The sequence below is a fragment of the Mixta mediterraneensis genome (assembly GCF_014946725.1).
Taxonomy (GTDB): domain Bacteria; phylum Pseudomonadota; class Gammaproteobacteria; order Enterobacterales; family Enterobacteriaceae; genus Pantoea; species Pantoea mediterraneensis.
Map to the genome: position 1 here is coordinate 108,670 of NZ_JACFXY010000002.1, position 22,813 is coordinate 131,482.

General features: G+C 51.3%; 17 protein-coding genes, 3 tRNA genes and 3 pseudogenes. 11 read left to right on the plus strand and 12 right to left on the minus strand.

Translation table 11 applies throughout. The features are described from left to right. Positions 1 to 90 precede the first annotated feature (90 nt). Positions 91 to 1,206, minus strand: coding sequence for an AI-2E family transporter YdiK (ydiK, locus tag H2P46_RS04655; protein ID WP_193404046.1), 1,116 nt, complete (start codon positions 1,204 to 1,206; stop codon positions 91 to 93). Positions 1,207 to 1,416: 210 nt separating this feature from the next. Between ydiK and ydiJ the strand changes: the two genes are divergently transcribed. Continuing rightward, positions 1,417 to 4,470, plus strand: coding sequence for a D-2-hydroxyglutarate dehydrogenase YdiJ (gene ydiJ, locus H2P46_RS04660; protein WP_193404047.1), 3,054 nt, complete (start codon positions 1,417 to 1,419; stop codon positions 4,468 to 4,470). A 33-nt stretch (positions 4,471 to 4,503) separates the two neighbouring features. On the opposite strand, the gene H2P46_RS04665 is transcribed toward ydiJ, so the two are convergent. Next, a complete protein-coding gene (locus tag H2P46_RS04665) occupies positions 4,504 to 4,908 on the minus strand; it encodes a hypothetical protein (protein ID WP_193404048.1) in 405 nt (134 codons plus the stop codon). Between the two features lie 391 nt (positions 4,909 to 5,299). On the opposite strand from H2P46_RS04665, the gene sufA reads away from it, so the two are divergent. From sufA to H2P46_RS04700, 7 genes are read left to right on the plus strand one after another with little or no spacing between them, the layout of a single operon-like run. Next, positions 5,300 to 5,674 (plus strand): Fe-S cluster assembly scaffold SufA, encoded by a 375-nt coding sequence (gene sufA, locus H2P46_RS04670; RefSeq protein WP_193404049.1) that lies wholly within the window; start codon positions 5,300 to 5,302, stop codon positions 5,672 to 5,674. Positions 5,675 to 5,681: 7 nt separating this feature from the next. After that, on the plus strand, positions 5,682 to 7,175 hold the full coding sequence (sufB, locus tag H2P46_RS04675) for a Fe-S cluster assembly protein SufB (protein WP_193404050.1): 1,494 nt from the start codon (positions 5,682 to 5,684) through the stop codon (positions 7,173 to 7,175). 42 nt (positions 7,176 to 7,217) lie between these two features. After that, complete coding sequence (gene sufC, locus H2P46_RS04680) at positions 7,218 to 7,964, plus strand: Fe-S cluster assembly ATPase SufC (protein ID WP_193404051.1); 747 nt, start codon at positions 7,218 to 7,220, stop codon at positions 7,962 to 7,964. Continuing rightward, entirely contained in the window at positions 7,939 to 9,216 is a 1,278-nt protein-coding gene (gene sufD, locus H2P46_RS04685) for a Fe-S cluster assembly protein SufD (RefSeq protein WP_193404052.1), read from the plus strand. The genes sufC and sufD overlap by 26 nt, the downstream gene beginning before the upstream one ends. Further along, positions 9,216 to 10,439 (plus strand): cysteine desulfurase SufS, encoded by a 1,224-nt coding sequence (gene sufS, locus H2P46_RS04690; RefSeq protein ID WP_193404361.1) that lies wholly within the window; start codon positions 9,216 to 9,218, stop codon positions 10,437 to 10,439. Before sufD ends, sufS begins: the two co-directional genes overlap by 1 nt. 21 nt (positions 10,440 to 10,460) lie before the next feature. Further along, positions 10,461 to 10,877, plus strand: coding sequence for a cysteine desulfuration protein SufE (gene sufE, locus H2P46_RS04695; RefSeq protein WP_193404053.1), 417 nt, complete (start codon positions 10,461 to 10,463; stop codon positions 10,875 to 10,877). Positions 10,878 to 10,933: 56 nt separating this feature from the next. Then, positions 10,934 to 11,956, plus strand: coding sequence for a L,D-transpeptidase family protein (locus H2P46_RS04700; protein ID WP_193404054.1), 1,023 nt, complete (start codon positions 10,934 to 10,936; stop codon positions 11,954 to 11,956). Between the two features lie 99 nt (positions 11,957 to 12,055). Here the strand turns inward: H2P46_RS04700 and H2P46_RS04705 are convergent, their stop codons facing one another. From H2P46_RS04705 to H2P46_RS04730, 6 genes and pseudogenes are all read right to left on the minus strand, one after another. Then, positions 12,056 to 12,292 (minus strand): major outer membrane lipoprotein, encoded by a 237-nt coding sequence (locus H2P46_RS04705; RefSeq protein WP_006118977.1) that lies wholly within the window; start codon positions 12,290 to 12,292, stop codon positions 12,056 to 12,058. 304 nt (positions 12,293 to 12,596) lie between these two features. Further along, on the minus strand, positions 12,597 to 14,009 hold the full coding sequence (gene pykF, locus H2P46_RS04710; protein WP_193404055.1) for a pyruvate kinase PykF: 1,413 nt from the start codon (positions 14,007 to 14,009) through the stop codon (positions 12,597 to 12,599). A gap of 343 nt (positions 14,010 to 14,352) precedes the next feature. Continuing rightward, positions 14,353 to 14,429 (minus strand) — tRNA-Val (locus H2P46_RS04715). A gap of 10 nt (positions 14,430 to 14,439) precedes the next feature. Further along, positions 14,440 to 14,516: transfer RNA gene (locus H2P46_RS04720), tRNA-Val, on the minus strand. Positions 14,517 to 14,519: 3 nt separating this feature from the next. Further along, positions 14,520 to 14,596 (minus strand) — tRNA-Val (locus tag H2P46_RS04725). A gap of 153 nt (positions 14,597 to 14,749) precedes the next feature. Beyond that, a pseudogene (locus H2P46_RS04730) lies at positions 14,750 to 16,045 on the minus strand (MATE family efflux transporter); the annotation flags it as partial. An 84-nt stretch (positions 16,046 to 16,129) separates the two neighbouring features. On the opposite strand from H2P46_RS04730, the gene istA reads away from it, so the two are divergent. Next, entirely contained in the window at positions 16,130 to 17,158 is a 1,029-nt protein-coding gene (istA, locus tag H2P46_RS04735) for an IS21 family transposase (protein WP_193403210.1), read from the plus strand. Beyond that, on the plus strand, positions 17,155 to 17,943 hold the full coding sequence (istB, locus tag H2P46_RS04740; protein ID WP_193403211.1) for an IS21-like element helper ATPase IstB: 789 nt from the start codon (positions 17,155 to 17,157) through the stop codon (positions 17,941 to 17,943). The genes istA and istB overlap by 4 nt, the downstream gene beginning before the upstream one ends. Before the next feature lie 681 nt (positions 17,944 to 18,624). Here istB and H2P46_RS04745 read toward each other — a convergent pair. After that, positions 18,625 to 19,542, minus strand: a complete 918-nt coding sequence (locus H2P46_RS04745; protein ID WP_193404056.1) for an IS5 family transposase — start codon at positions 19,540 to 19,542, stop codon at positions 18,625 to 18,627. Here H2P46_RS04745 and H2P46_RS04750 point away from each other — a divergent pair. Next, positions 19,522 to 19,635, plus strand: a pseudogene (locus H2P46_RS04750) (IS5/IS1182 family transposase); the annotation flags it as partial. The gene H2P46_RS04745 and the pseudogene H2P46_RS04750 overlap by 21 nt on opposite strands. 54 nt (positions 19,636 to 19,689) lie before the next feature. Here H2P46_RS04750 and H2P46_RS04755 read toward each other — a convergent pair. The 3 genes and pseudogenes from H2P46_RS04755 to punC all read right to left on the minus strand — a co-directional run bounded on the left by H2P46_RS04755 (position 19,690) and on the right by punC (position 22,803). After that, complete coding sequence (locus tag H2P46_RS04755; RefSeq protein WP_193403199.1) at positions 19,690 to 20,658, minus strand: IS5 family transposase; 969 nt, start codon at positions 20,656 to 20,658, stop codon at positions 19,690 to 19,692. Between the two features lie 33 nt (positions 20,659 to 20,691). Beyond that, positions 20,692 to 21,288, minus strand: a pseudogene (locus tag H2P46_RS04760) (class I SAM-dependent methyltransferase); the annotation flags it as partial. 312 nt (positions 21,289 to 21,600) lie between these two features. Next, positions 21,601 to 22,803 (minus strand): purine nucleoside transporter PunC, encoded by a 1,203-nt coding sequence (punC, locus tag H2P46_RS04765; protein ID WP_193404057.1) that lies wholly within the window; start codon positions 22,801 to 22,803, stop codon positions 21,601 to 21,603. Positions 22,804 to 22,813 lie beyond the last annotated feature (10 nt).

A 22,813-nucleotide genomic window follows, 5' to 3' on the forward strand; every position in this document is an offset into this window, starting at 1 on the left:
TATTAAAATCTGCTTATGGGAAAAAAGAGTAACGAGACGTAATTAATTACGGGCGGTTCATTACCATTAACCGCCCTAATCATTGAAAGGTCAGGATGCGGGAGGTTCTTCGTCGTGCTCACCCAGTTCCTCAACCACCGTCAAGGGGTCGTCATTAGGTGAAGGTGCTTCGTGCATCCATACCGAAACCAGGCGGTAAGAAACTGCCAGCACGACCGGACCAATAAATAAACCGATCATACCAAACGCGATCAAGCCACCAATCACGCCAGACAGAATCAGAATCATGGGTAAATCGGCCCCCATGCGGATCAACATGGGCCGCAGCACGTTATCCAGAGTGCCAACCACGCAACTCCAGACTAATAAAACTGTGCCCCATGTTGTGTCGCCACTCCAGTAGAGATAGATGATGGCGGGCACCAGTACCAGCAACGGGCCGATTTGCACCAGACAGCAAAGGATCATTAACACCGTCAACAACGTGGCGTAAGGTATACCGGTAATCGCCAGGCCAATGCCGCCCAACACCCCCTGCACCAGCGCGGTCACTACGACGCCCAGCGCCACCGCACGAATCGCCTGTCCCGCCAGTAATACCGCCGCATCACCACGCCGTCCCGCCATGCGAAAGGCAAAATGACGGATGCCGTGTGCCGCTTGTTCACCACGCCAGTAAAGCAGCACGCTGAACAGCAACATCACCGCCAGGTGGATCATAAAACGACCGAAATGGCCAGCCTGCGCCACGAAAAACCCCGTTGTGCGCCCGATATAGGGCTGCAATTTAGCCATAATCGCTGCGCCGCCGCCAGCTACCAGCTTTTGATAGCTGGAGAAAAGCTTTTCGCCAATCAGCGGAATGCTATTGAGCCAGTTCAGCTCAGGCAGCATGTGACCTTGCATTGCCCAGGCGATGACTGGCGCGCTGTTATCGATCAGGCTATTCACCAATAGCGCGATGGGAATAATAAACAGCAGCAGAAGCAGAAGCGTCATAACGATAACTGCCAGCGATCGTCGTCCCCATAAGAGGCGCTGCAATTTAAGCATTAGCGGCCAGGTGGCAATCACCACCATACTGGCCCAGGAAAAGCCCAAAATAAATGGCTGAACGACCCATAAACAGGCGATAATCAGCAGTAAAATGAACATTAAGGTAAACAGTATCTGCGGTAGATCCATGTCCCGGTACTGACTTTTCATAATTAACATATGGCCTCGTTGACATCCTTCAATTCCGGGCTTTACGCGCCCGGTTTAATCATGAGCTATTTAATGGCGTTTAAACAGGGCACAAGGGAAAGGTTTTTACGTTTCCTGAAAAAACGGCAGGCACAGTAAAAATGTGATAAAACGAGGGATTAAAGCAAATCACACAGACGCAAACGTTTACAACATCTCGGTCTCACACTCATGATCCCACAGATTTCACAGGCGCCAGGCCTTATTCAACTGGTGCTGACATTCCTTGAGTCGCTGAAAGAGCAAGGCTTTACCGGCGACACTGCGACCAGCTATGCCGATCGTCTTTCCCTTTCCACCGATAACAGTGTTTATCAATTACTGCCCGATGCGGTGCTGTTTCCCCGTTCCACTGCTGATGTGGCGCTGATCGCCCGTTTAGCCAGTGAAGAACGTTTTACCAGCCTGGTCTTTACCCCACGCGGCGGAGGCACGGGCACCAACGGACAGTCGCTGAATCAGGGCATTATCGTTGATATGTCACGCCATATGAACCGCATTCTGGAAATCAATCCAGAGCAAGGCTGGGTGCGGGTAGAAGCGGGCGTCATTAAAGATCAACTGAATGCTTATCTGAAGCCGTTTGGCTTTTTTTTCTCGCCGGAGTTATCAACCAGCAACCGCGCTACGCTAGGCGGAATGATCAATACCGATGCTTCAGGACAAGGCTCGCTGGTGTATGGCAAAACTTCCGATCACGTCATGGGTTTGCGGGCGGTGTTACTGGGCGGCGAGATTCTTGATACGCGCCCAATGGCAACCGCGCTGGCGGAAAACCTGGGACAAACGCAGACGCCGGAAGGGCGCATTTATCAGCAGGTAAAAAGCCGGTGTCGCGAGCAGCGCAAACTGATTCTGGAGAAGTTCCCCCGGCTCAATCGTTTTCTGACCGGGTATGATTTGCGCCACGTATTTAGTGACGATATGCAGACATTCGATCTGACACGTTTGTTGTGCGGCGCAGAAGGGACGTTAGCTTTTATTACGGAAGCACGGCTGGATATTACGCCGATCCCCAAAGTTCGTCGGCTGGTTAATATTAAATATGACTCTTTCGATTCTGCGCTGCGTAATGCACCGTTTATGGTTGAGGCAAAAGCGCTATCGGTTGAAACCGTCGATTCAAAAGTCCTGAACCTGGCGCGGGAGGACATCGTCTGGCACTCAGTAAAAGAGCTGATTACGGATGTGCCAGATAAAGATATGCAGGGGCTGAACATCGTTGAATTCGCGGGCGACAATGCTGAGCTGATTGAAGATCAGCTCAGCAGCCTGTGTCAGCGACTGGATACGTTAATGACACAGCAGCAGGGTGGGGTAATTGGCTATCAGCTGTGTGATGATCTGGATGGCATTGAACGCATCTATAACATGCGTAAAAAAGCGGTGGGATTGCTGGGAAATGCCAAAGGTCGCGCAAAACCCATCCCCTTCGTTGAAGATACCGCGGTCCCTCCTGAAAATCTCGCTGACTATATTGCCGAATTTCGCGCGCTGCTGGACAGCCATGGCTTGAGTTATGGCATGTTTGGACATGTGGATGCGGGTGTATTGCATGTGCGTCCGGCGCTGGATATGACAGACCCGCAGCAGGAAATGCTGATGAAGCAGATCTCCGACGAGGTGGTGGCGCTAACGGCACGCTATGGCGGTCTGCTGTGGGGCGAGCACGGCAAAGGTTTTCGTGCGCAATACAGCCCGGAATTTTTTGGTGAAGCGTTGTTCGATGAGCTTCGTCGCATTAAAGCGGCGTTTGATCCGCATAATCGTCTTAACCCCGGTAAAATTTGCACGCCTTTCGACAGTCAGGCCGAAATGATGCAGATCGATGCGGTCAAGCGCGGCACATACGATCGCCAAATTCCCTTAACGGTGCGTAACGACTGGCGCGGCGCGATGGAGTGCAATGGCAATGGCTTGTGCTTTAACTTTGACGTGCGCAGTCCGATGTGCCCGTCAATGAAAATTACCCGAAATCGCATTCATTCGCCAAAAGGACGCGCGACGCTGACCCGCGAATGGCTGCGTCTGCTGGCAGAGCAGGGCGTTGATCCGCTCGAACTGGAAAAGCAGCTACCTGAGAATCGCCTCTCTTTGCGCACGTTTATCAGCCGCACGCGCCATAGCTGGCATGCGAATAAAGGTGAGTATGATTTTTCACATGAAGTGAAAGAAGCGATGTCGGGCTGCCTGGCGTGTAAAGCCTGCTCAACGCAATGCCCGATCAAAATTGATGTACCGAATTTCCGCTCCCGTTTTCTGCAACTTTATCACACGCGTTATCTCCGTCCGATGAGCGATCATCTGGTCGCGGCAGTGGAAAATTACGCGCCGCTGATGGCGAAAGCGCCTAACACCTTTAATTTCCTCCTTAAACAGCCATGGATACGCGAAATCAGTAAAAAACACATCGGCATGGTGGATTTGCCGTTACTTTCCTCGCCAACGCTCAGGCAACAGCTAAGCGGACATCCGGCCATGAATATGACACTGGAACAGCTGGAAGCATTGACTGAAGCGCAGCGCGCAAATTATGTGCTGGTGGTGCAGGATCCCTTTACCAGCTTTTACGAAGCTAAGCTGGTTAACGATTTCGTGAAGCTGATTGAAAAGCTGGGCTATCACCCGGTACTGTTGCCCTTTTCACCGAACGGCAAGGCGCAGCACGTTAAAGGCTTCCTGCAACGTTTTGCGCGTACTGCCCGTAAAACCGCTGATTTCCTTAATCGTGTCGCGCAGCTGACTATGCCGATGGTCGGCGTCGATCCGGCAACGGTGTTGTGTTACCGCGATGAATATCGCCAGACGCTGGGCGATACCCGTGGCGATTTCAATGTGCAGCTGGTGCAGGAGTGGTTGCAAACCGTGGTAACTGAGCGTGCAGTGCAAAACACCAGTGGCGAGGCCTGGTATTTATTCGCGCACTGCACGGAAGTGACAGCATTGCCATCAACGCCAAATCAATGGCAGGACATTTTTTCTCGTTTCGGCGCGAAGCTGGAAAATATTAATGTCGGTTGCTGTGGCATGGCGGGCACTTATGGCCACGAAAGCAAAAATCTTGAAAATTCATTGGGAATTTATGCACTTTCCTGGCATCCACAATTGCAAAAGCTGCCACGGCAACGCTGTCTGGCAACCGGCTTCTCCTGCCGTAGCCAGGTAAAGCGCGTGGAAGGCAATGGGATGCGCCATCCTCTTCAGGCCTTGTTAGAAATTTTGTAAAAAAATTGTGCGCGACGTCACGACGTGGCTGGATTAGAATATCCAGCCCGCGTGACGAACAAAGTCGCTTTGCAGCGCGGTGGCTTTATTCCACTCACCCACCATTGCGAGCTGATGGCAAAGGCGAGTAAGGGATAAACGTGCCAGTTGGTAGGCCTGAATGCGGAACAGGCGATCACGATCGCTGTTGCCCATTTCCTGCACTAACCGGTGATGGAGTTTACCCATCGCATGCAGATAACTGTGATCATCACCGTTGAGCTGGCAGATTTCAGCCATATCTACACAGGTATCGTTGAATTGACGTAACTGCTGGATGGAACAGTCGGCCCGGTCAAGTTTCGCCTGCGACAGGTAGAAGTCGACAGTGATGTCTCGCACAGAAAACGTGTATTCATCGATTTTCTGCTGAAGCCAGGCTGAGACAGAAAGCGTCATAAAACTGCCCTGAAAGGTGAATGATAATAATTATCATATTCAATTGAATCAGGATTGCAATTGCTTCGGTAGAAAAAATTATCGATTAACATTACCTGTTAGTACAATTGGAAATAACAATCTGTTTACTTCACAGAAAGGCGTAACCTGTCAATAAGCTTTTCATCATAAAGTGATGAAACGAAATTTCCCTATTTCTTAACAGGTTACATAATGCATTTCCCTAATCGCAGCCTTTCCGCAAAGTGACGTGAAGAGACTATGCTTAATAAATCAGCGATTAAAAACAGCACAAGATGATTATCCCTGCAAAACAAGAGGTTGAAGTGATCTCACAGATCACTACCATAGGGGGATAGCCTGAAAAGGTCCAGACTCAAGAGGTATCAACATGGCATCTGTTAACGCAGACTCTTTCTCACCCGACGATTTCGTCTGGAAAGGACTGACGCTGACCGAAACCGCAGCGCAACAAATTCTCAATCTGGTCGCACAAGACCCGGAAGTCAAGGGCTTGCGTCTGGGTGTGAAACAATCCGGCTGTGCCGGTTTTGGTTATGTCATGGATCTGGTTAAACAGCCAGTCGATGACGATCTGCAATTCTCGTTTCATGGCGCAACGCTGTTTGTGCCGCTTCAGGCAATGCCGTTTGTCGATGGCACCGAAGTGGATTATGTCCGCGAGGGCCTGAATCAGATCTTTAAATTTAATAACCCTAAAGCTCAGCATGCCTGCGGGTGTGGTGAAAGCTTTGGCGTCGAGTAAGTGAAATATGTCACGACACAGCGAAGCATCTGACGATGTACAAATGTGGGAAGGCAAGCTCAATTACAAAGAGGGCTTCTTTACCCAGTTGCAAACCGAAGAATTTGCGCATGGCATCAATGAAGATGTGGTGCGCGCAATTTCGGCAAAGCGTAACGAGCCAGAGTGGATGCTGGAGTTTCGTCTTAAAGCCTTCCGTGCCTGGCTTGAAATGGAAGAGCCGCACTGGCTGAAAGCGCACTACGAAAAACTGGATTATCAGGATTACAGCTATTATTCCGCACCGTCCTGCGGCAATTGCGATGACAGCTGCGCCTCTGAGCCAGGGGCAACCCAGGCTTCCGGGAACACGCCAGCCAGCGATTACCTGACGCAGGAAGTGGAAAACGCGTTTAATCAGCTGGGCGTTCCGGTGCGTGAAGGTAAAGAAGTGGCTGTGGATGCCATTTTTGACTCGGTTTCCGTTTCGACGACCTACCGCAGCAAACTGGCGGAGCAGGGCATTATCTTCTGTTCATTTGGCGAGGCGATCCACGATCACCCGGAACTGGTGAAAAAGTATCTGGGTACGGTGGTTCCGCCAAATGATAACTTCTTTGCCGCGCTGAACTCCGCTGCGGCTTCTGACGGTACCTTTGTGTACATCCCGAAAGGGGTGCGTTGCCCTATGGAGCTTTCTACCTATTTCCGTATTAATGCGGCGAAAACCGGTCAGTTTGAACGAACTATCCTGATTGCTGATGAAGACAGCTACGTCAGCTATATCGAAGGTTGTTCAGCTCCGGTCCGGGATACTTACCAGCTGCACGCAGCGGTGGTTGAAGTCATTATCCACAAAAATGCTGAAGTGAAATATTCCACCGTGCAGAACTGGTTCCCCGGTGGTGAAAACGAAGGCGGCATTCTGAACTTCGTCACCAAACGTGCGCTGTGTGAAGGCGATCACAGCAAAATGTCATGGACGCAATCCGAAACCGGCTCGGCAATTACCTGGAAATACCCAAGCTGTATTCTGCGTGGCGATTACTCGGTCGGCGAATTCTATTCCGTGGCCTTAACCAGCGGCCGTCAGCAAGCCGATACCGGCACCAAAATGGTTCATATTGGCAAAAACACCAAATCGACCATCATTTCCAAAGGGATTTCGGCGGGTAAAAGCCAGAACACCTACCGTGGTCTGGTGAAAATCATGCCAACCGCGACCAATGCACGTAATTTCACGCAATGTGACTCAATGCTGATTGGCCCGGACTGTGGCGCACATACGTTCCCCTATGTTGAAACGCGCAACAACACGGCACAACTGGAGCACGAAGCAACGACTTCGCGTATCGGTGAAGATCAGATGTTCTATTGTCTGCAGCGTGGCATCAGCGAAGAAGATGCGATCTCAATGATCGTTAACGGCTTCTGCAAAGATGTATTCTCTGAGCTACCGCTGGAATTCGCCGTGGAAGCACAAAAACTATTAGCTATCAGCCTTGAGCACAGTGTGGGCTGATGCCGTCACACGCGTTGCCGGAAGCAATGTGAAGGATTAAGTATGTTAAGCATTAAAGATTTACAGATTAGCGTTGAAGATAAAGCCATTTTGCGTGGCCTGAACCTCGAAATTAAACCGGGTGAAGTTCACGCTATTATGGGGCCGAACGGATCGGGTAAAAGTACCTTGTCTGCGACCCTGGCAGGGCGTGAAGATTATGAAGTGACCGGTGGCTCCGTCACGTTTAAAGGCAAAGACCTGCTGGAACTGGAGCCTGAAGAGCGCGCCGGTGAAGGCATTTTCATGGCGTTCCAATACCCGGTAGAAATTCCAGGCGTTAGCAACCAGTTTTTCCTGCAAACCTCTGTTAAAGCAGTACGTAAATATCGCCAGCAGGAAGAGTTAGATCGGTTTGATTTTCAGGATTTTATTGAAGACAAAATTCATCTGCTGAAAATGCCGGAAGATTTGCTGACCCGTTCGGTAAACGTTGGCTTCTCCGGCGGCGAGAAAAAGCGCAACGATATTTTGCAAATGGCTGCGCTGGAACCTGAACTGTGCATTCTTGATGAAACCGATTCCGGTCTGGATATTGATGCACTGAAAATCGTAGCAAACGGTGTGAACAGCCTGCGTAATGAGAAGCGCGCCTTTATTATCGTTACGCACTATCAACGTATTCTGGATTACATCAAGCCAGACTTCGTGCACGTGCTGTATCAAGGCAAAATTGTGAAAACTGGCGACTTTTCGCTGGTGAAACAGCTGGAGGAGCAGGGTTATGGCTGGCTTACCGACGAAGAGTGATAATGCGCTGCAGCAGTGGCATCACCTGTTTGAATCACGTGGCGACGTGCGCTCATTGCAGGCCCAGCAGCATTGGCAGCAACTGATGCGTGTGGGTTTACCGACCCGCAAGCATGAAAACTGGAAATACACGCCGCTGGAGTCATTACTGTCTCAGCAGTTTGTTCTGCCGCAGGCCCAGACGCTCAGTGCCGAACAGGTTGATGCGCTTGCGCTGCCGTTGGATGCGGTGCGCCTGGTATTTGTTGATGGTCGTTTCCAGCCCGCGCTGAGCGCGTCTGACACTGAGCTGTTTGAGATCCAACACAGCCTGGCGACCGAACGTCGTCCGCTGCCAGCGCCGGTTCAACCGGAAGTCTTTTTGCATCTGACCGAAAGCCTGGCGGAAGAGGTGACAATGATTCGCCTGGCGCGTGGCAAAGCGGCGGTTCGTCCGCTGTATTTGCTCCATATCATCAGCGGTCAGCAGGATGGCATGAATACTGTGCATCATCGTCATCATCTGCAACTTGAACAAAGCGCAGAAGCAGAAGTCATTGAGCATTACGTGACCCTGAACGCGACTTCACACTTCACTGGTGCACGTTTTACCTTTGACGTTGCAGATAATGCCCGTTTAACGCACACCAAGCTGGCATTTGAAGACAGCCAAAGCTATCACTTCGCGCACAATGACATAGTGATTGGACGTGACGCCGAGGTCAGCAGCACCAGCTTTCTGCTGGGAGCCGGGCTGACACGTCATAACACCAGTACGCAGCTAAACGGTGAAAATACCCAGCTGGCAATTAATAGCCTGGTATTGCCAGTGAAACAGGAAGTCGCGGATACCCGTACTTATCTGGAGCACAATAAAGGGTATTGCATTAGCCGTCAGATGCACAAAACCATCGTGCGTGACAAAGGGCGTGCGGTATTCAATGGTCACATCAAAGTGGCTCAGCACGCGTTGAAAACTGACGGACAGATGACCAACAACAACCTGTTGCTGGGACGTCTGGCTGAAGTGGACACTAAACCGCAGCTTGAGATCTATGCTGATGATGTTAAATGTAGCCACGGCGCAACCGTAGGCCGCATTGACGACGAACAGATGTTTTATCTGCGTTCACGCGGTATTGAGCAGGACGCGGCACAGTCCATGATTATTCATGCTTTTGCCGCAGAACTGACTGAAGCACTGGATAATAAAGTGCTGCGTCAGGAAGTGCTGCAACGTATTGCTGCACGCTTTCCCGGAGGCGACTCATGATGAACTTCGATCTCGAGCGGATCAGGGCGGACTTTCCGATCCTGAAGCGTGAGGTCAACGGTCATCCGCTGGCTTATCTTGACAGTGCGGCCAGCGCACAACGTCCGCTGGCGGTGATTAACGCCGAAAGCCATTTTTACCAGCACGGCTATGCTGCCGTGCATCGTGGTATTCATACCCTTAGCGCACAAGCAACCAGCGACATGGAAAACGTTCGCGATCAGGCGGCACGTTTTCTTAATGCGTCTTCGCCAGAAGAGATTGTGTTTGTTAAAGGGACCACCGAAGGTATCAATCTGGTTGCGAATAGCTGGGGCGGCAGTCAATTGCAGCCCGGCGCTAATGTTATCGTTACCGAAATGGAACATCACGCTAATATCGTGCCGTGGCAGATGGTTGCGCAGCGTACCGGTGCCGAAATCCGCGTGCTGCCTTTAACCGATACCGGTGAGCTGGCGCTGACACAGCTTGCTGACCTGATTGACAGCCGTACACGCCTACTGGCGGTGACGCATGTTTCTAACGTGCTCGGAACGGTCAATCCGGTTAAAGCGATTGTGGCACAGGCCAAAGCGGCGGGTGTTGTCACGCTGATTGATGGCGCGCAAGCGGTAATGCACGACAAAGTAGACGTGCAGGACATCGACTGTGATTTTTACATCTTTTCCGGCCATAAATTGTATGGGCCAACCGGGACGGGTGTGTTGTACGGTCGTAAAACGTTGCTTGATGACATGCCTCCCTGGGAAGGTGGCGGCTCGATGATTTCCAGTGTGGTTCTGCCAACCGGTACGACATGGAACTCATCGCCCTGGCGCTTTGAAGCGGGTACGCCGAATACGGGTGGCATTATCGGCTTAGGTGCCGCGCTGGCGTATATGCAGGCATTAGGGCTTGATACCATTCATCAACGTGAAAGTGCATTAATGAATTACGCGCTGGATAAGTTGGCTTCGGTGCCGGATATTCAAATTTACGGTCCACAGGCGCGAGCGGGCGTGATCGCCTTTAACCTCGGCAAGCATCATGCCTTTGATGTGGGCAGTTTCCTCGATCAATATGGCATTGCGATTCGTACCGGTCATCATTGCGCTATGCCGCTGATGCGCCATTACGACGTTCCGACAATGTGTCGCGCCTCTTTTGCTTTCTACAATAGCGAAGAAGAAGCGGATCGTCTGGCGGCTGGCTTGACGCGCATTCATCGTCTGCTGGGCGGTTGAGTAGAGTAAAGGGAGTCATAAATGGCGAATTTGCCAGAAAAAGAGAAGCTGGTTCGCAATTTTAATCGTTGCGCTAACTGGGAAGAGAAATACCTTTACATCATAGAGCTGGGAGCGAAACTCCCAGAATCCTCTGAAAGCTTGCATCAACCAGAGAACGTTATTTCTGGTTGTCAAAGCCAGGTATGGATCCGCATGACGCCGCAGTCCGATGGGCATATTGACTTTGAGGGTGACAGTGACGCGGCTATCGTTAAAGGGTTGATTGCAATAGTCTTTAGCCTTTATCAAAACCTGTCTGCCACCGAAATTGTCGCGCTTGATGTACGTCACTGGTTCGGTGAATTAGCTCTGCTACAGCATCTCACGCCCACGCGTTCGCAGGGCCTGGAAGCGATGATTCGGTCTATTCGCCATACCGCTCAGAACCTCTCCTAAGCTAAACTCGACAGACGCCAACCGGCGTCTGTTTTTTTTTCTGACGAGAAAATTGCATGAAACCTGCTTTACGTTTAGCCGGTGCACTGCTGCTGTCCTGTTTTGGGCTCTCTGCACCCACTTTTGCCACGGAATATCCTCTACCTCCGCCTGATAGTCGCCTGATTGGTGAAAACGTCCTTACTCAGGTTCCTGATAACAAACGTCCGCTTGAGGACATCGCCGCCAGATATAAGATTGGTTTGCTGGGTATGCTGGAAGCGAACCCAGGGACAGATCCCTGGTTACCTAAAGCCGGGACACAACTGACCGTGCCGTTGCAAATGATCCTGCCTGATACGCCGCGTGAAGGTATTGTGGTGAATCTGGCGGAGCTGCGTCTTTACTATTATCCGAAAGGTGAAGATAAGGTCATCGTTTATCCGATCGGTATTGGTCAGCTAGGCGCTGCCACTCCCATCATGATCACCCGCATCAGCCAGAAGATCCCCAACCCAACCTGGACGCCAACGCAGAATATTCGCAAGCGCTATGCGAAAGAGGGCGTCACGCTGCCGGCTGTGGTGCCTGCAGGTCCGGATAATCCGATGGGGCTGTTTGCGCTGCGTCTGGCGCGCGGTACGGGACAATATCTGATTCATGGGACCAATGCGAAGTTTGGTATTGGCATGCGTGTCAGTTCAGGCTGCATTCGCCTGCGTTCTGAAGATATTGAAGCGCTGTTTAATGGCGTACCGAAAGGAACACGGGTACAGATTATCAATCAGCCAGTGAAGTACGCGGTGGAGCCAGACGGGAAACGGTATATTGAAGTGCACCAACCGCTGTCGCGCAACGACAAGGACGATCCGCAGACCATGCCGATTGCATTAAGCGCTAATTTCAAAAAATTTATGAAAAGCGAGAACAGCGACACGGCGCTAATCAAAGCATCGATAGAGCGTCGTTCCGGCATGCCGGTGCTGGTAAACGGTGGGGAAGCGGTGCAGGGCAATACGCCACTGCCAGCCGTGCTCCAGACGTCACAGGAAGGACAGAGCAAAACGATCAACCAGGCGATGGGCAGTCAGGCACAGTAAGAAGCGGAAATACCGTTGTTGACATAACACGAGCCCAGGGAAGGGATAAAGGAGAGAAAAAAATGGCGCCTCAAGGGCGCCATTTTTAAACCAGAACTCTTACTTACGGTAAGAGTGAGCCTGGTTGTCCAGACGCTGGTTAGCGCGAGCTGCGTCATCTTTAGCAGCCTGAACGTCAGAACGCACTGCGTTCACGTCATTGCTCAGTTGGTCAACTTTAGCATTCAGAGTCTGAACGTCTGAAGACAGCTGGTCGATTTTAGCGTTGCTTGAGCAACCAGCCAGCAGAGTTGAACCAAGGATTACCGCGCCCAGTACCAGTTTAGTACGATTCATTATTTATACCCTCTAGATTGAGTTAATCTCCATGTAGCGTTACAAGTATTACACAAAGCTTTTTAAGTTGAGAATAATTTTTTGATGAGAAGATGCTTAAATTTGATCGTTCGCTCAAAGAAACAGCGGTTAGCAGAATATGATAAAAAAATTTAGCGAAAACAGAGAGATTTAATCGGATTAACCTTAATTTAACGCATATTTGAATAGTTATTTTCGATTGGAATTTTCCAGCATTTGTATTAAGTGAAAAATAAAAAAGCGCCTTTAAAAGGCGCTTATTAAATAAAAAACCAATAAATAATTACAGCATGTGAACCGATGCTGTATTTGTGGTTCCACTTGGTACTAACGCACCAGATACCAGGACAACGACATCACCTTTTTGTGCATAACCACTTTCCAGTGCCGCTTCTTTACCCAGGCGATAAAAATCATCAGTAGAAGCAATTTCGTTCACCAGGCGCGTCTCAATACCTTTACTCAGGATCAGCTGACGTGCGGTGGTGGCGTTAGTGGTCAATGCCAGAATAGTGGCGTTAGGGAAATATTTACGTACCGCTTTAGCTGATTTACCGCCTTCGGTAGCCACCACAATCAGCGGTGCTTCCAGCTTCTCGGCAGTTTCCACCGCACCACGACATACCGCTTCGGTAATGCGCAGTTTGCGTGTGTCGTTTTGGCTGTCAATGCGTGGCTTCATAACGCGATCGGTACGCTCACAGATGGTCGCCATGATAGTAACCGATTCCAGCGGGTATTTACCCTTAGCGCTTTCACCAGACAGCATCACCGCGTCAGTCCCATCCAGGATAGCGTTAGCCACATCGCCTGCTTCTGCGCGGGTAGGGCGTGGATTTTTGATCATCGAATCCAGCATCTGCGTGGCGGTAATAACCACTTTGCGGGCTTTATTGCATTTTTTGATCATCATCTTTTGCGCGAAGATAACTTCTTCTACCGGGATTTCCACCCCTAAATCGCCGCGCGCAACCATGATGCCGTCAGAGGCATCAAGAATTTCATCGAAATTATTCAAACCTTCCTGATTTTCGATCTTAGAGATGATCTGGATATTCTCGCCGCCGTGCTGCTTCAGATGCTCACGGATTTCCAGCACGTCAGAACGTTTACGGATAAAGGAAGCGGCCACGAAATCAACGCCTTGTTCACAACCGAAGATCAGGTCGCGCTTGTCTTTTTCGGCCAGTGCAGGCAGCTGAATGGAGACGCCTGGCAGGTTCACACCTTTATTTTCACCGAGATCACCGTTGTTCAGCACTTTACATACCACGGTATTTTCTGTAAATTCAATGACTTCCATGCCGATCAATCCATCATCAACCAATACCGTATTGCCAATTTTCAGGTCTGTGGTAATGCCAGCATACGTCACAGCAACACGTTCATTGTTACCAATAACGCTTTGATCGGTAGTAAAAGTAAATGTCTGGCCCGCTTTCAGGGAGACATCATTGCCACCTTCCAGCTTCATGGTGCGAATTTCAGGGCCTTTGGTGTCCAGCAGGATAGCCGCCTGACGACCGGTTTTTTTCATCACAGCACGCATATTAGTGATACGTTGGCCGTGTTCGGCGTAGTCGCCGTGGGAAAAGTTAAGACGCATAACGTTCATGCCTGCTTCAAGCAGTTGGGTCAGCATCTCTTCAGATTCGGTTTTTGGGCCGATAGTACAAACGATCTTAGTCTTTTTCATGACAGATTATCTATAAGTTGTGATGGATGATAAAAGTTGGGCTTCGATGGCAATGCACCGAAATGAAAATTCTGAGTGAAACTGAAAAGGACGATACAGAGTAAGAATAGGTGACGAAGGTCAGGCGTGCAGGGAAGTTGTGCGGTTATGCAAGTTAACCGCCACGTTGTTGTTGCGCAAATAATCTGAGTTATTGCAGTAAGCACGTATTCGCTGAAACCTTTCAAGTAAACAACGCGGCACAGTATAGACGCTAAGTATGCGAAAACCAATTAAAAAGCGGTACGGGTAAGCGAAGCAGGTCAGGAAAAAGGGGAGTTGCGCAACGGGAGAAAACAGCATGTGGTGCGCTCTAATGGACTCGAACCATCGACCCCCACCATGTCAAGGTGGTGCTCTAACCAACTGAGCTAAGAGCGCATTGCAATATTGGTGCGTCCGAGTGGACTCGAACCACCGACCCCCACCATGTCAAGGTGGTGCTCTAACCAACTGAGCTACGGACGCACTTGGTGCGCTCTAATGGACTCGAACCATCGACCCCCACCATGTCAAGGTGGTGCTCTAACCAACTGAGCTAAGAGCGCAACATGCTGTCAGGGCGACAGCGGGGACGAATATTAACGGCAGGTTGAGAAACTGGCAAGCGGAAAAACGCTTTTTCCGGCATGACTGTTGAGCAACTGCGCTATGCGTCGTTTTTTTAGCCATAACGGGCCTTTTCTGGCCCGTTCAACCACTTAGCGTGCGGCGCGGGTCAAGATGAGTTCATCCGGTATTTGCTGCAAACGGCGGATACGCCATAACATCATTATGGCTGCTGAGGTCAGCCCGATAATAAAGCCACACCAGAAGCCAGCCGGACCGAGACGCGGAAACACCCAGTCAGTCATTGCCAGGATATAGCCGGTAGGCAAGCCCAGCAGCCAGTAGGCAATAAAAGTAATGAAGAAGATTGATCGCGTATCTTTATATCCACGCAGAATTCCGCTGCCAATCACCTGAATTGAATCAGAAAATTGATAAATTGCCGCCAGCAGCATTAGTTGCGCGGCAAGCGTAATAACCGCAGGATTATCCGTATAAAGCTGCGCAATTTGATGGCGGAAGATAACGGTAAACAGGGCAGTGACTGTCACCATACTGAGTCCGACGCCTTGTGCCGTCCAGGCCGCGATGCGAGCTTGCTCAGTGGAGCCTTGTCCCAGACGGTAACCAACCCTTATGGTGGCGGCGACCCCCAGCGATAAAGGCAGCACGAACATCAGTGAGCTAAAGTTCAGCGCGATCTGATGACCCGCGACGTCCACAATACCCAGTGGCGAAACCAGTAAAGCAACAACGGCAAACAGCGTTACTTCAAAGAACAGCGCCAACGCTACGGGTAAACCCAGCGTCACTAAGCGAGACAGGATCGGGCGTGAGGGCGGCGATAAACGGCCAGCCATGCGAATATCGCGCATGCCGCCCATCCGGCGCACCCAAAAGCGCATACAGATAAACATCACCCAATAAACCGACGCCGTCGCCACGCCACAACCCACGCCGCCCAATGCGGGCATACCGAAATGGCCGTAAATGAAAATATAATTTAACGGAATATTTACCAGCAGCCCGATGAACCCCAATACCATGCCCGGTTTGGTTTTCGACATGCCTTCGCACTGGTTACGCATTACCTGGAAAAACAGATACCCCGGTGCGCCGAACAGCAGGGCATGAAGGTAACCTTCGGCTTTTAGCGCCAGTAGCGGATCAATGTCGTGCATCGCCCGGATCAAATAACCGGCATTCCAGAGCGCCAGCATGATCAGGACGGCAACAAAGAGGGCTAACCAGTATCCCTGACGAATTTGCTCGGCAATGCGATCGCGGCGGCCTGAGCCGTTGAGTTGCGCAACGGTGGGCGTCAATGCAAGGAGAAGACCATGACCAAACAGAATGGCAGGAAGCCAAATGGAAGTGCCGACAGCGACGGCGGCCATATCCGTGGCGCTTACCGCGCCGGCCATAATGGTATCTACAAATCCCATTGTGTCGCTACCGATGTAAAACTGGCCCACCTGCCGATGTAAATCTGACCCACCTAGGGTAAAAATGGCAGTTTTAAGGCACTGCCAATGATGACATTGGAGACCAGAGTGGAGATTAGTGTTTTACACCGTCAGGGCATGTCGATACGCGCCATCGCGCGCCAGCTTTCATGCTCTCGTGAGACCGTTCGCAGATATATTCGTAGCCCGCTGCCCGTAGCGGATATGCGCTACAAGCCTCGCGCACCCAGCCCCTGCAAGCTTGACCCGTTCAAGACCTATATCCTTGAGCGCGTGGCCGCTGCCAGGCCCCTCTGGATACCCGCCAGTGTGCTGCTGCGCGAGATCCGTCAGCGTGGTTACGAGGGTGGTTACAGCATGCTGACCGCTTTCCTGCACCCCATTAAGCAGCCCGTCACTGAAGAGGTAACACGCTTCGAGACCGAGCCTGGCTTTCAGATGCAAGTTGATTTCACCATCATCAGACTCGGTCATAACCCATTGCTGGCCTTTGTCGCCACGCTGGGCTGGAGCCGCGCGACTTTCGTCAAGTTTTACAGCAACCAGGACTCCGCTGCCTGGTGTGACGGCATTGAGTCTGCGCTCAGGTTCTTCGGCGGGACGCCGCATCAGCTGCTGTTCGACAACGCCAAGGCCATCATCATTGAGCGCGATGTCTACGGCCCCGGTAAGCATCGCTGGAACCCGCAGTTGATGCACGTCGCCGAGAAGTATGCCTTTACTCCCAAGGTCTGCCGACCCTATCGCGCCAAGACCAAGGGTAAGGTTGAGCGGTTTAACCATTACCTCAAGAACAGCTTTATCGTGCCTCTTACCGCGACCTTCCGGCAGGCCGGGCTGGTACTGGATGTACCTGCTGCCAACACACGCATCGGCGAGTGGCTGGTCACCGTCGCGAACACACGAGTGCATGGCACCACAGGCGTACCGCCTGAGCAGCGCATGCCGCGCGAGCGTGCTGCGCTATTGCCGTTACCGAAGGTCACGTTGGCATTGCCTGCACCTGTCCCAGCGCTCAGCCAGCGTCCGGTGCCGACCGAGAGCCTGCAACATCCTCTGGCAACGTACCAGGCCTTGCTCGAGGTGCCAGCATGAACCTTCAACATGATCGTATTGCCGCGCTCTGCGAGCAACTCAAGCTCGACCGCCTGCCGGCAGAGTGGCCGGGTGTGGCACAGGCGACCATCGACAACAGCGGCACGCATGCCGACTTCCTGGAAGCCGTTTTGCAGCTCCAGCATGATGGCCAGAACGAACGGCGTCGCCAGACCATTTTGCGGTTATCAGGCCTGCCGGTGATAAAAACACTGGAGCAGTTCGATTACGCCTATGCCAGTGGCGTTCCACGAAGTCAGATCCAGGAGTTGGCGGGTCTGACATTTATCGAACGTCAGGAGAACGTTGTCCTGCTCGGGCCTTCTGGCGTCGGCAAAACGCACCTGGCGACCGCCATTGGCTATAAGGCCGCGATGGCGGGTTTAAGCATTCGGTTCATTACCGCCGCCGACATGATGCTGCAACTGATGGCGTCACATCGTCAGGGTGACCTGAAGGGCTACCTGAACCGCGTCGTAGGTAAACCTAAGCTGTTGATCATCGACGAAGTGGGATATCTGCCGTTCGGTAAAATGGAGGCGAACCTGTTCTTCCAGGTAGTCGCTAAACGGTATGAGTCAGGCAGCGTGATCCTGACCAGCAACCTGCCGTTTACGCAGTGGTCCGGAACGTTTGGTGATGACGAGACACTGACGGCAGCGATGCTGGATCGGCTGCTTCACCATGCGCATATCGCCCAAATCAGCGGCCAAAGCTATCGACTGAAAGATAAGCTGAAAAGCGGTCAACTCCAGAAGAAAACGAAAGCAACAACGCTCGAATGATTCAAAGGGGGTGGGTCAGTTTTACTTTGGCAGGGTGGGTCAGAATTCGATCGGTATTGACAATTTACCGCTGTTTCTGGAGCATAAAAGCAGAAAGTCCGAAGCGTATCTTTGCCATGTTGGGGTATAGAGATGAACCCAGCCAAAGCCTGTTCCTGCCCCTGCCGGCATGTAGGCGGTTGCCATACAATAAACAAGATAAAGGCGTTACTGAAAGCAGTGACACCGCCTGAAAATGTTAAAGCGTTAAACTTATGCTCTTGGTAGGTTTAAATCTTTGTGGTGCAATGTGGTGATGTCCTAAGTTTTAAGCTGTCTCTGTCGGCATTATGGAGCGCACCCTTTCAATCCGTTATTGTCAATCGCGCCAGACGTTCTATCCATGACCGATAAAGCATCGGGGAAAAGTCCGGGTAAGACACAAAGGATAAGGGTGCTATGGCCAGTCGGACAGGTATCGCCCGGCAAGAAACAGATCCGTGTCGCGACTCTGCAGGTCTCATGATGTAAAAGGTTGAACCACATGCGTGCGATGAAGTGTATGGCTGGCTTCGCAAAGCGTGTGGTTAAATACAAAATGTTATTGACCCTACGAGTAAAATTTTAGCGCGGCTCAGGTTATTAACGGCTTTGTTGAATAAATCAGCTTCAGGACGAGTGACTCTGTAGCTGACCGGGTTTTCAGGCAATACGCACGCTTTCTGGCATACCAGCCTTCGTTATTTTATTCAGCGCACGCACCATGCCCAAAGCCTCTGCTACCTGACCATCGTAATCACGCAGCGTCAGTGAACCTCCGAACAGTTGCTTTACCCTGTACATGGCCGTCTCCGCTATCGAGCGACGGTTGTAATCTGTTGTCCATTTCCACCGGGCATTACTCCCGGTCAGCCGCTGATTCGCTACTGCACGGTTACGGTCTGCGTACTCTACGGGCCAGTAACCCGCTCCTTTTCGGGGCGGGATGAGGGCACTGATTTTCTTGCGCCGCAGTTCATCGTGACAGAGTCGGGTGTCGTAAGCGCCGTCTGCTGCGGCTGCCCTGATTTTTCTGTGTGTCTGCCGGATAAGACCCGGGAAAGCTTCTGAGTCCGTGACGTTGTTCAGAGACAGGTCCGCGCAGATGACTTCATGTGTTCTGCTGTCAACGGCCAGATGCAGCTTCCGCCAGGTACGACGGCGCTCTTTGCCGTGATTTTTGACTTTCCATTCGCCTTCACCAAAAACCTTCAGCCCGGTGGAATCAATCACCAGGTGTGCGATTTCACCCCGGGTGGGTGTTTTGAAACAGACATTAACCGACTTTGCCCGCTTGCTGACACTGCTGTAATCCGGGCAGCGCAACGGAACGTTCATCAGGGCAAAAATGGAATCAATAAAACCCTGCGCAGCCCGCAGGGTCAGCCGGAACAGGCGTTTAATCATCAGGACGGTGGTGATGGCAAGGTCAGAATAGCGCTGAGGTCTTCCCCGTGATGAAGGCGTTGCCGACTCATACCAGGCATGAGTCGCTTCATCGTCCAGCCAGAAAGTGAGGGAGCCACGGGGCTTTGTTGAATAAATCGAACTTTTGCTGAGTTGAAGGATCAGATCACGCATCCTCCCGACAACACAGACCGTTCCGTGGCAAAGCAAAAGTTCAAAATCACCAACTGGCCCACCTACAACAAAGCCCTCATCAACCGTGGCTCGGCTTTGTTGAATAAATCAGCTTCAGGACGAGTGACTCTGTAGCTGACCGGGTTTTCAGGCAATACGCACGCTTTCTGGCATACCAGCCTTCGTTATTTTATTCAGCGCACGCACCATGCCCAAAGCCTCTGCTACCTGACCATCGTAATCACGCAGCGTCAGTGAACCTCCGAACAGTTGCTTTACCCTGTACATGGCCGTCTCCGCTATCGAGCGACGGTTGTAATCTGTTGTCCATTTCCACCGGGCATTACTCCCGGTCAGCCGCTGATTCGCTACTGCACGGTTACGGTCTGCGTACTCTACGGGCCAGTAACCCGCTCCTTTTCGGGGCGGGATGAGGGCACTGATTTTCTTGCGCCGCAGTTCATCGTGACAGAGTCGGGTGTCGTAAGCGCCGTCTGCTGCGGCTGCCCTGATTTTTCTGTGTGTCTGCCGGATAAGACCCGGGAAAGCTTCTGAGTCCGTGACGTTGTTCAGAGACAGGTCCGCGCAGATGACTTCATGTGTTCTGCTGTCAACGGCCAGATGCAGCTTCCGCCAGGTACGACGGCGCTCTTTGCCGTGATTTTTGACTTTCCATTCGCCTTCACCAAAAACCTTCAGCCCGGTGGAATCAATCACCAGGTGTGCGATTTCACCCCGGGTGGGTGTTTTGAAACAGACATTAACCGACTTTGCCCGCTTGCTGACACTGCTGTAATCCGGGCAGCGCAACGGAACGTTCATCAGGGCAAAAATGGAATCAATAAAACCCTGCGCAGCCCGCAGGGTCAGCCGGAACAGGCGTTTAATCATCAGGACGGTGGTGATGGCAAGGTCAGAATAGCGCTGAGGTCTTCCCCGTGATGAAGGCGTTGCCGACTCATACCAGGCATGAGTCGCTTCATCGTCCAGCCAGAAAGTGAGGGAGCCACGGTTGATGAGGGCTTTGTTGTAGGTGGGCCAGTTGGTGATTTTGAACTTTTGCTTTGCCACGGAACGGTCTGTGTTGTCGGGAGGATGCGTGATCTGATCCTTCAACTCAGCAAAAGTTCGATTTATTCAACAAAGCCCCGAAATGGTTACGCCATGTACGTTGACGCCATAATGACGTGCCGCGTAAGCAGCAAGACCGCCCCATCCGCAACCAATATCCAGTAACGACATACCCGGCTCAAGCTGCAGTTTACGGCAAATCATATCTAGTTTGGCTTCCTGAGCCGCGTCTAATGTCGAAGCTTCTTTCCAGTAAGCACAAGAATATTGCATGTAAGGATCGAGCATCAGCGAAAACAGGTCATTTCCTAAATCGTAATGCTCTTTACCAACAATCCACGCACGTTTTTTGGATTGCAGATTTGTTAAGCGCGCGGCAGCGATACGTAAAGTATCTGTAAAATGGTGAGGCAGTTTTTGATCAAGCTTATGCTTAAGGACGTGATGGAAAAACATATCCAGCCTTTCGCATTCCCACCAGCCGTCCATATAGCTTTCGCCCAAACCGAGCGAGCCTTCCTGCAAAACACGCTTGAAAAAATCAGGGTTGTTTATCTGAATATCCCAAGGGCGAGAGCCATTGATTTCAATATCTGCTTGTTCCAGTAGTTCGTGGACGATGCGATACCAATGGTTTTCTTCAAGGCTCACTTCTTCTATACACGATGAACTCATAGCTTCTCCATCACCTGTTCAACCTGAACCTGAGAAAAAGAATAGTCAATTTCTCCAGAGTTGTGAGAAAAGTCACGGAAGGGTCCGTGCGTCAAGTATCCGACGTATTACAGAGGCGTGAAAACAGAACAACTTCAGTCTGGCACCATCAAAATTAAAACCGTGCAGACGCCATCCCAGCGACAAAGTCGCCAAAAAACAGGCTCATATATTATTGATTTGTTGCGTATTTATTGACCCAGATGAGTATATTCTCACGTGAGTCAATATTCAACGACTTATTGTTAGGACGCTATCTAAAAAATCATTGCCTTAGTGATTATCCTGGCAAACGGATTTTGCTGAAGCAATATCAGATTGTGCGCTGGCCTGATGCTGTAGCTTGTAACCCAGCCACGCCAGCACAACGGTCAGCGCCATAATCAGCGTAGTGGCAGGTAAAGCGTGCTGTAAGCCGGCAGAAACGGCCAGGCTGGCGATAAAACATAAGCCTAACTGGAGCGTATTTTGGAGTGCAGCGGCTTTACCGGTTGCATGGGGAAAAGGCAGCAGGGCGCTGGATACCACAATCGGGTAAATAGCTCCGTTTGCCAGCGCCATACCGCAGAAAGGCAGTAATAGCGTAGTCAAATTGTTAAGTTCGGCGAGAGCAACGGCAAACAGCACCATTATGCTCAGGCTATAGAGCACTAACAGCCAGGGAAGCAAACGCGCGCCGTTAAAACGATTCAGCAGCGCGCGGCAGCCAAAACCACCCGTCAGGAAAGCGAGCGTTTGTGGAATATAGCTCAGACCAATATCTGCTGGCGTTAATCCGATATGAGCCAGGATAAACGGTGAACCCGTTAGCCAGGCAAAAAAGCTGGCTGAGCAGGCAGAATAGATCAGGATATTGCCGCTAAACACCCGCGAGCGAAGCAGTGAAAGAAAGCCCGGTTGGCGATGCTTTTCTCTGATGTCTGTCGATCTGGCGGGTAAACGCAAAGTAACGGCAATAAGGACCAGAGCAATGACCATTAACACTAAAAAAATTGAACGCCAGTGAAAATGGCTGATAAGCCATGCGCCAAACAGGGGCGCTAATGCCGGCGAAAGCGCGACTAAAGGCATAATGGTGGCAAAGACTTTATTCGCACGCGCCTGCGGATAGCGATCAACCACCAAAGCCTGCCAGCTGACTGCGGCAGCACACACTCCCACCGCCTGAATAAAACGCAGCGCCAACATAAAAATGACGTCCGTAACCCACAACATTCCTGCGCATCCAAAGGCGAAGATCGCCAGACCTGCCAGTAAAACCGGTTTTCGCCCGATCCTGTCTGATATGGGGCCCCAGAAAAGTTGCGCACAGGCAAAGCCTGCAAGGAATAAGCTCATACTGGCGCTAATGATGCCAGACGAGGTAGCAAAGGTTTGCTGCATCACGCCGAAAGCGGGAAGGTACATATCGGTTGCCAGAAAGCCCAGCATGCTGAGTAAGGCGAGGTAAGGGATAAATCCTTTATTTGATAACATCTGATTCTCA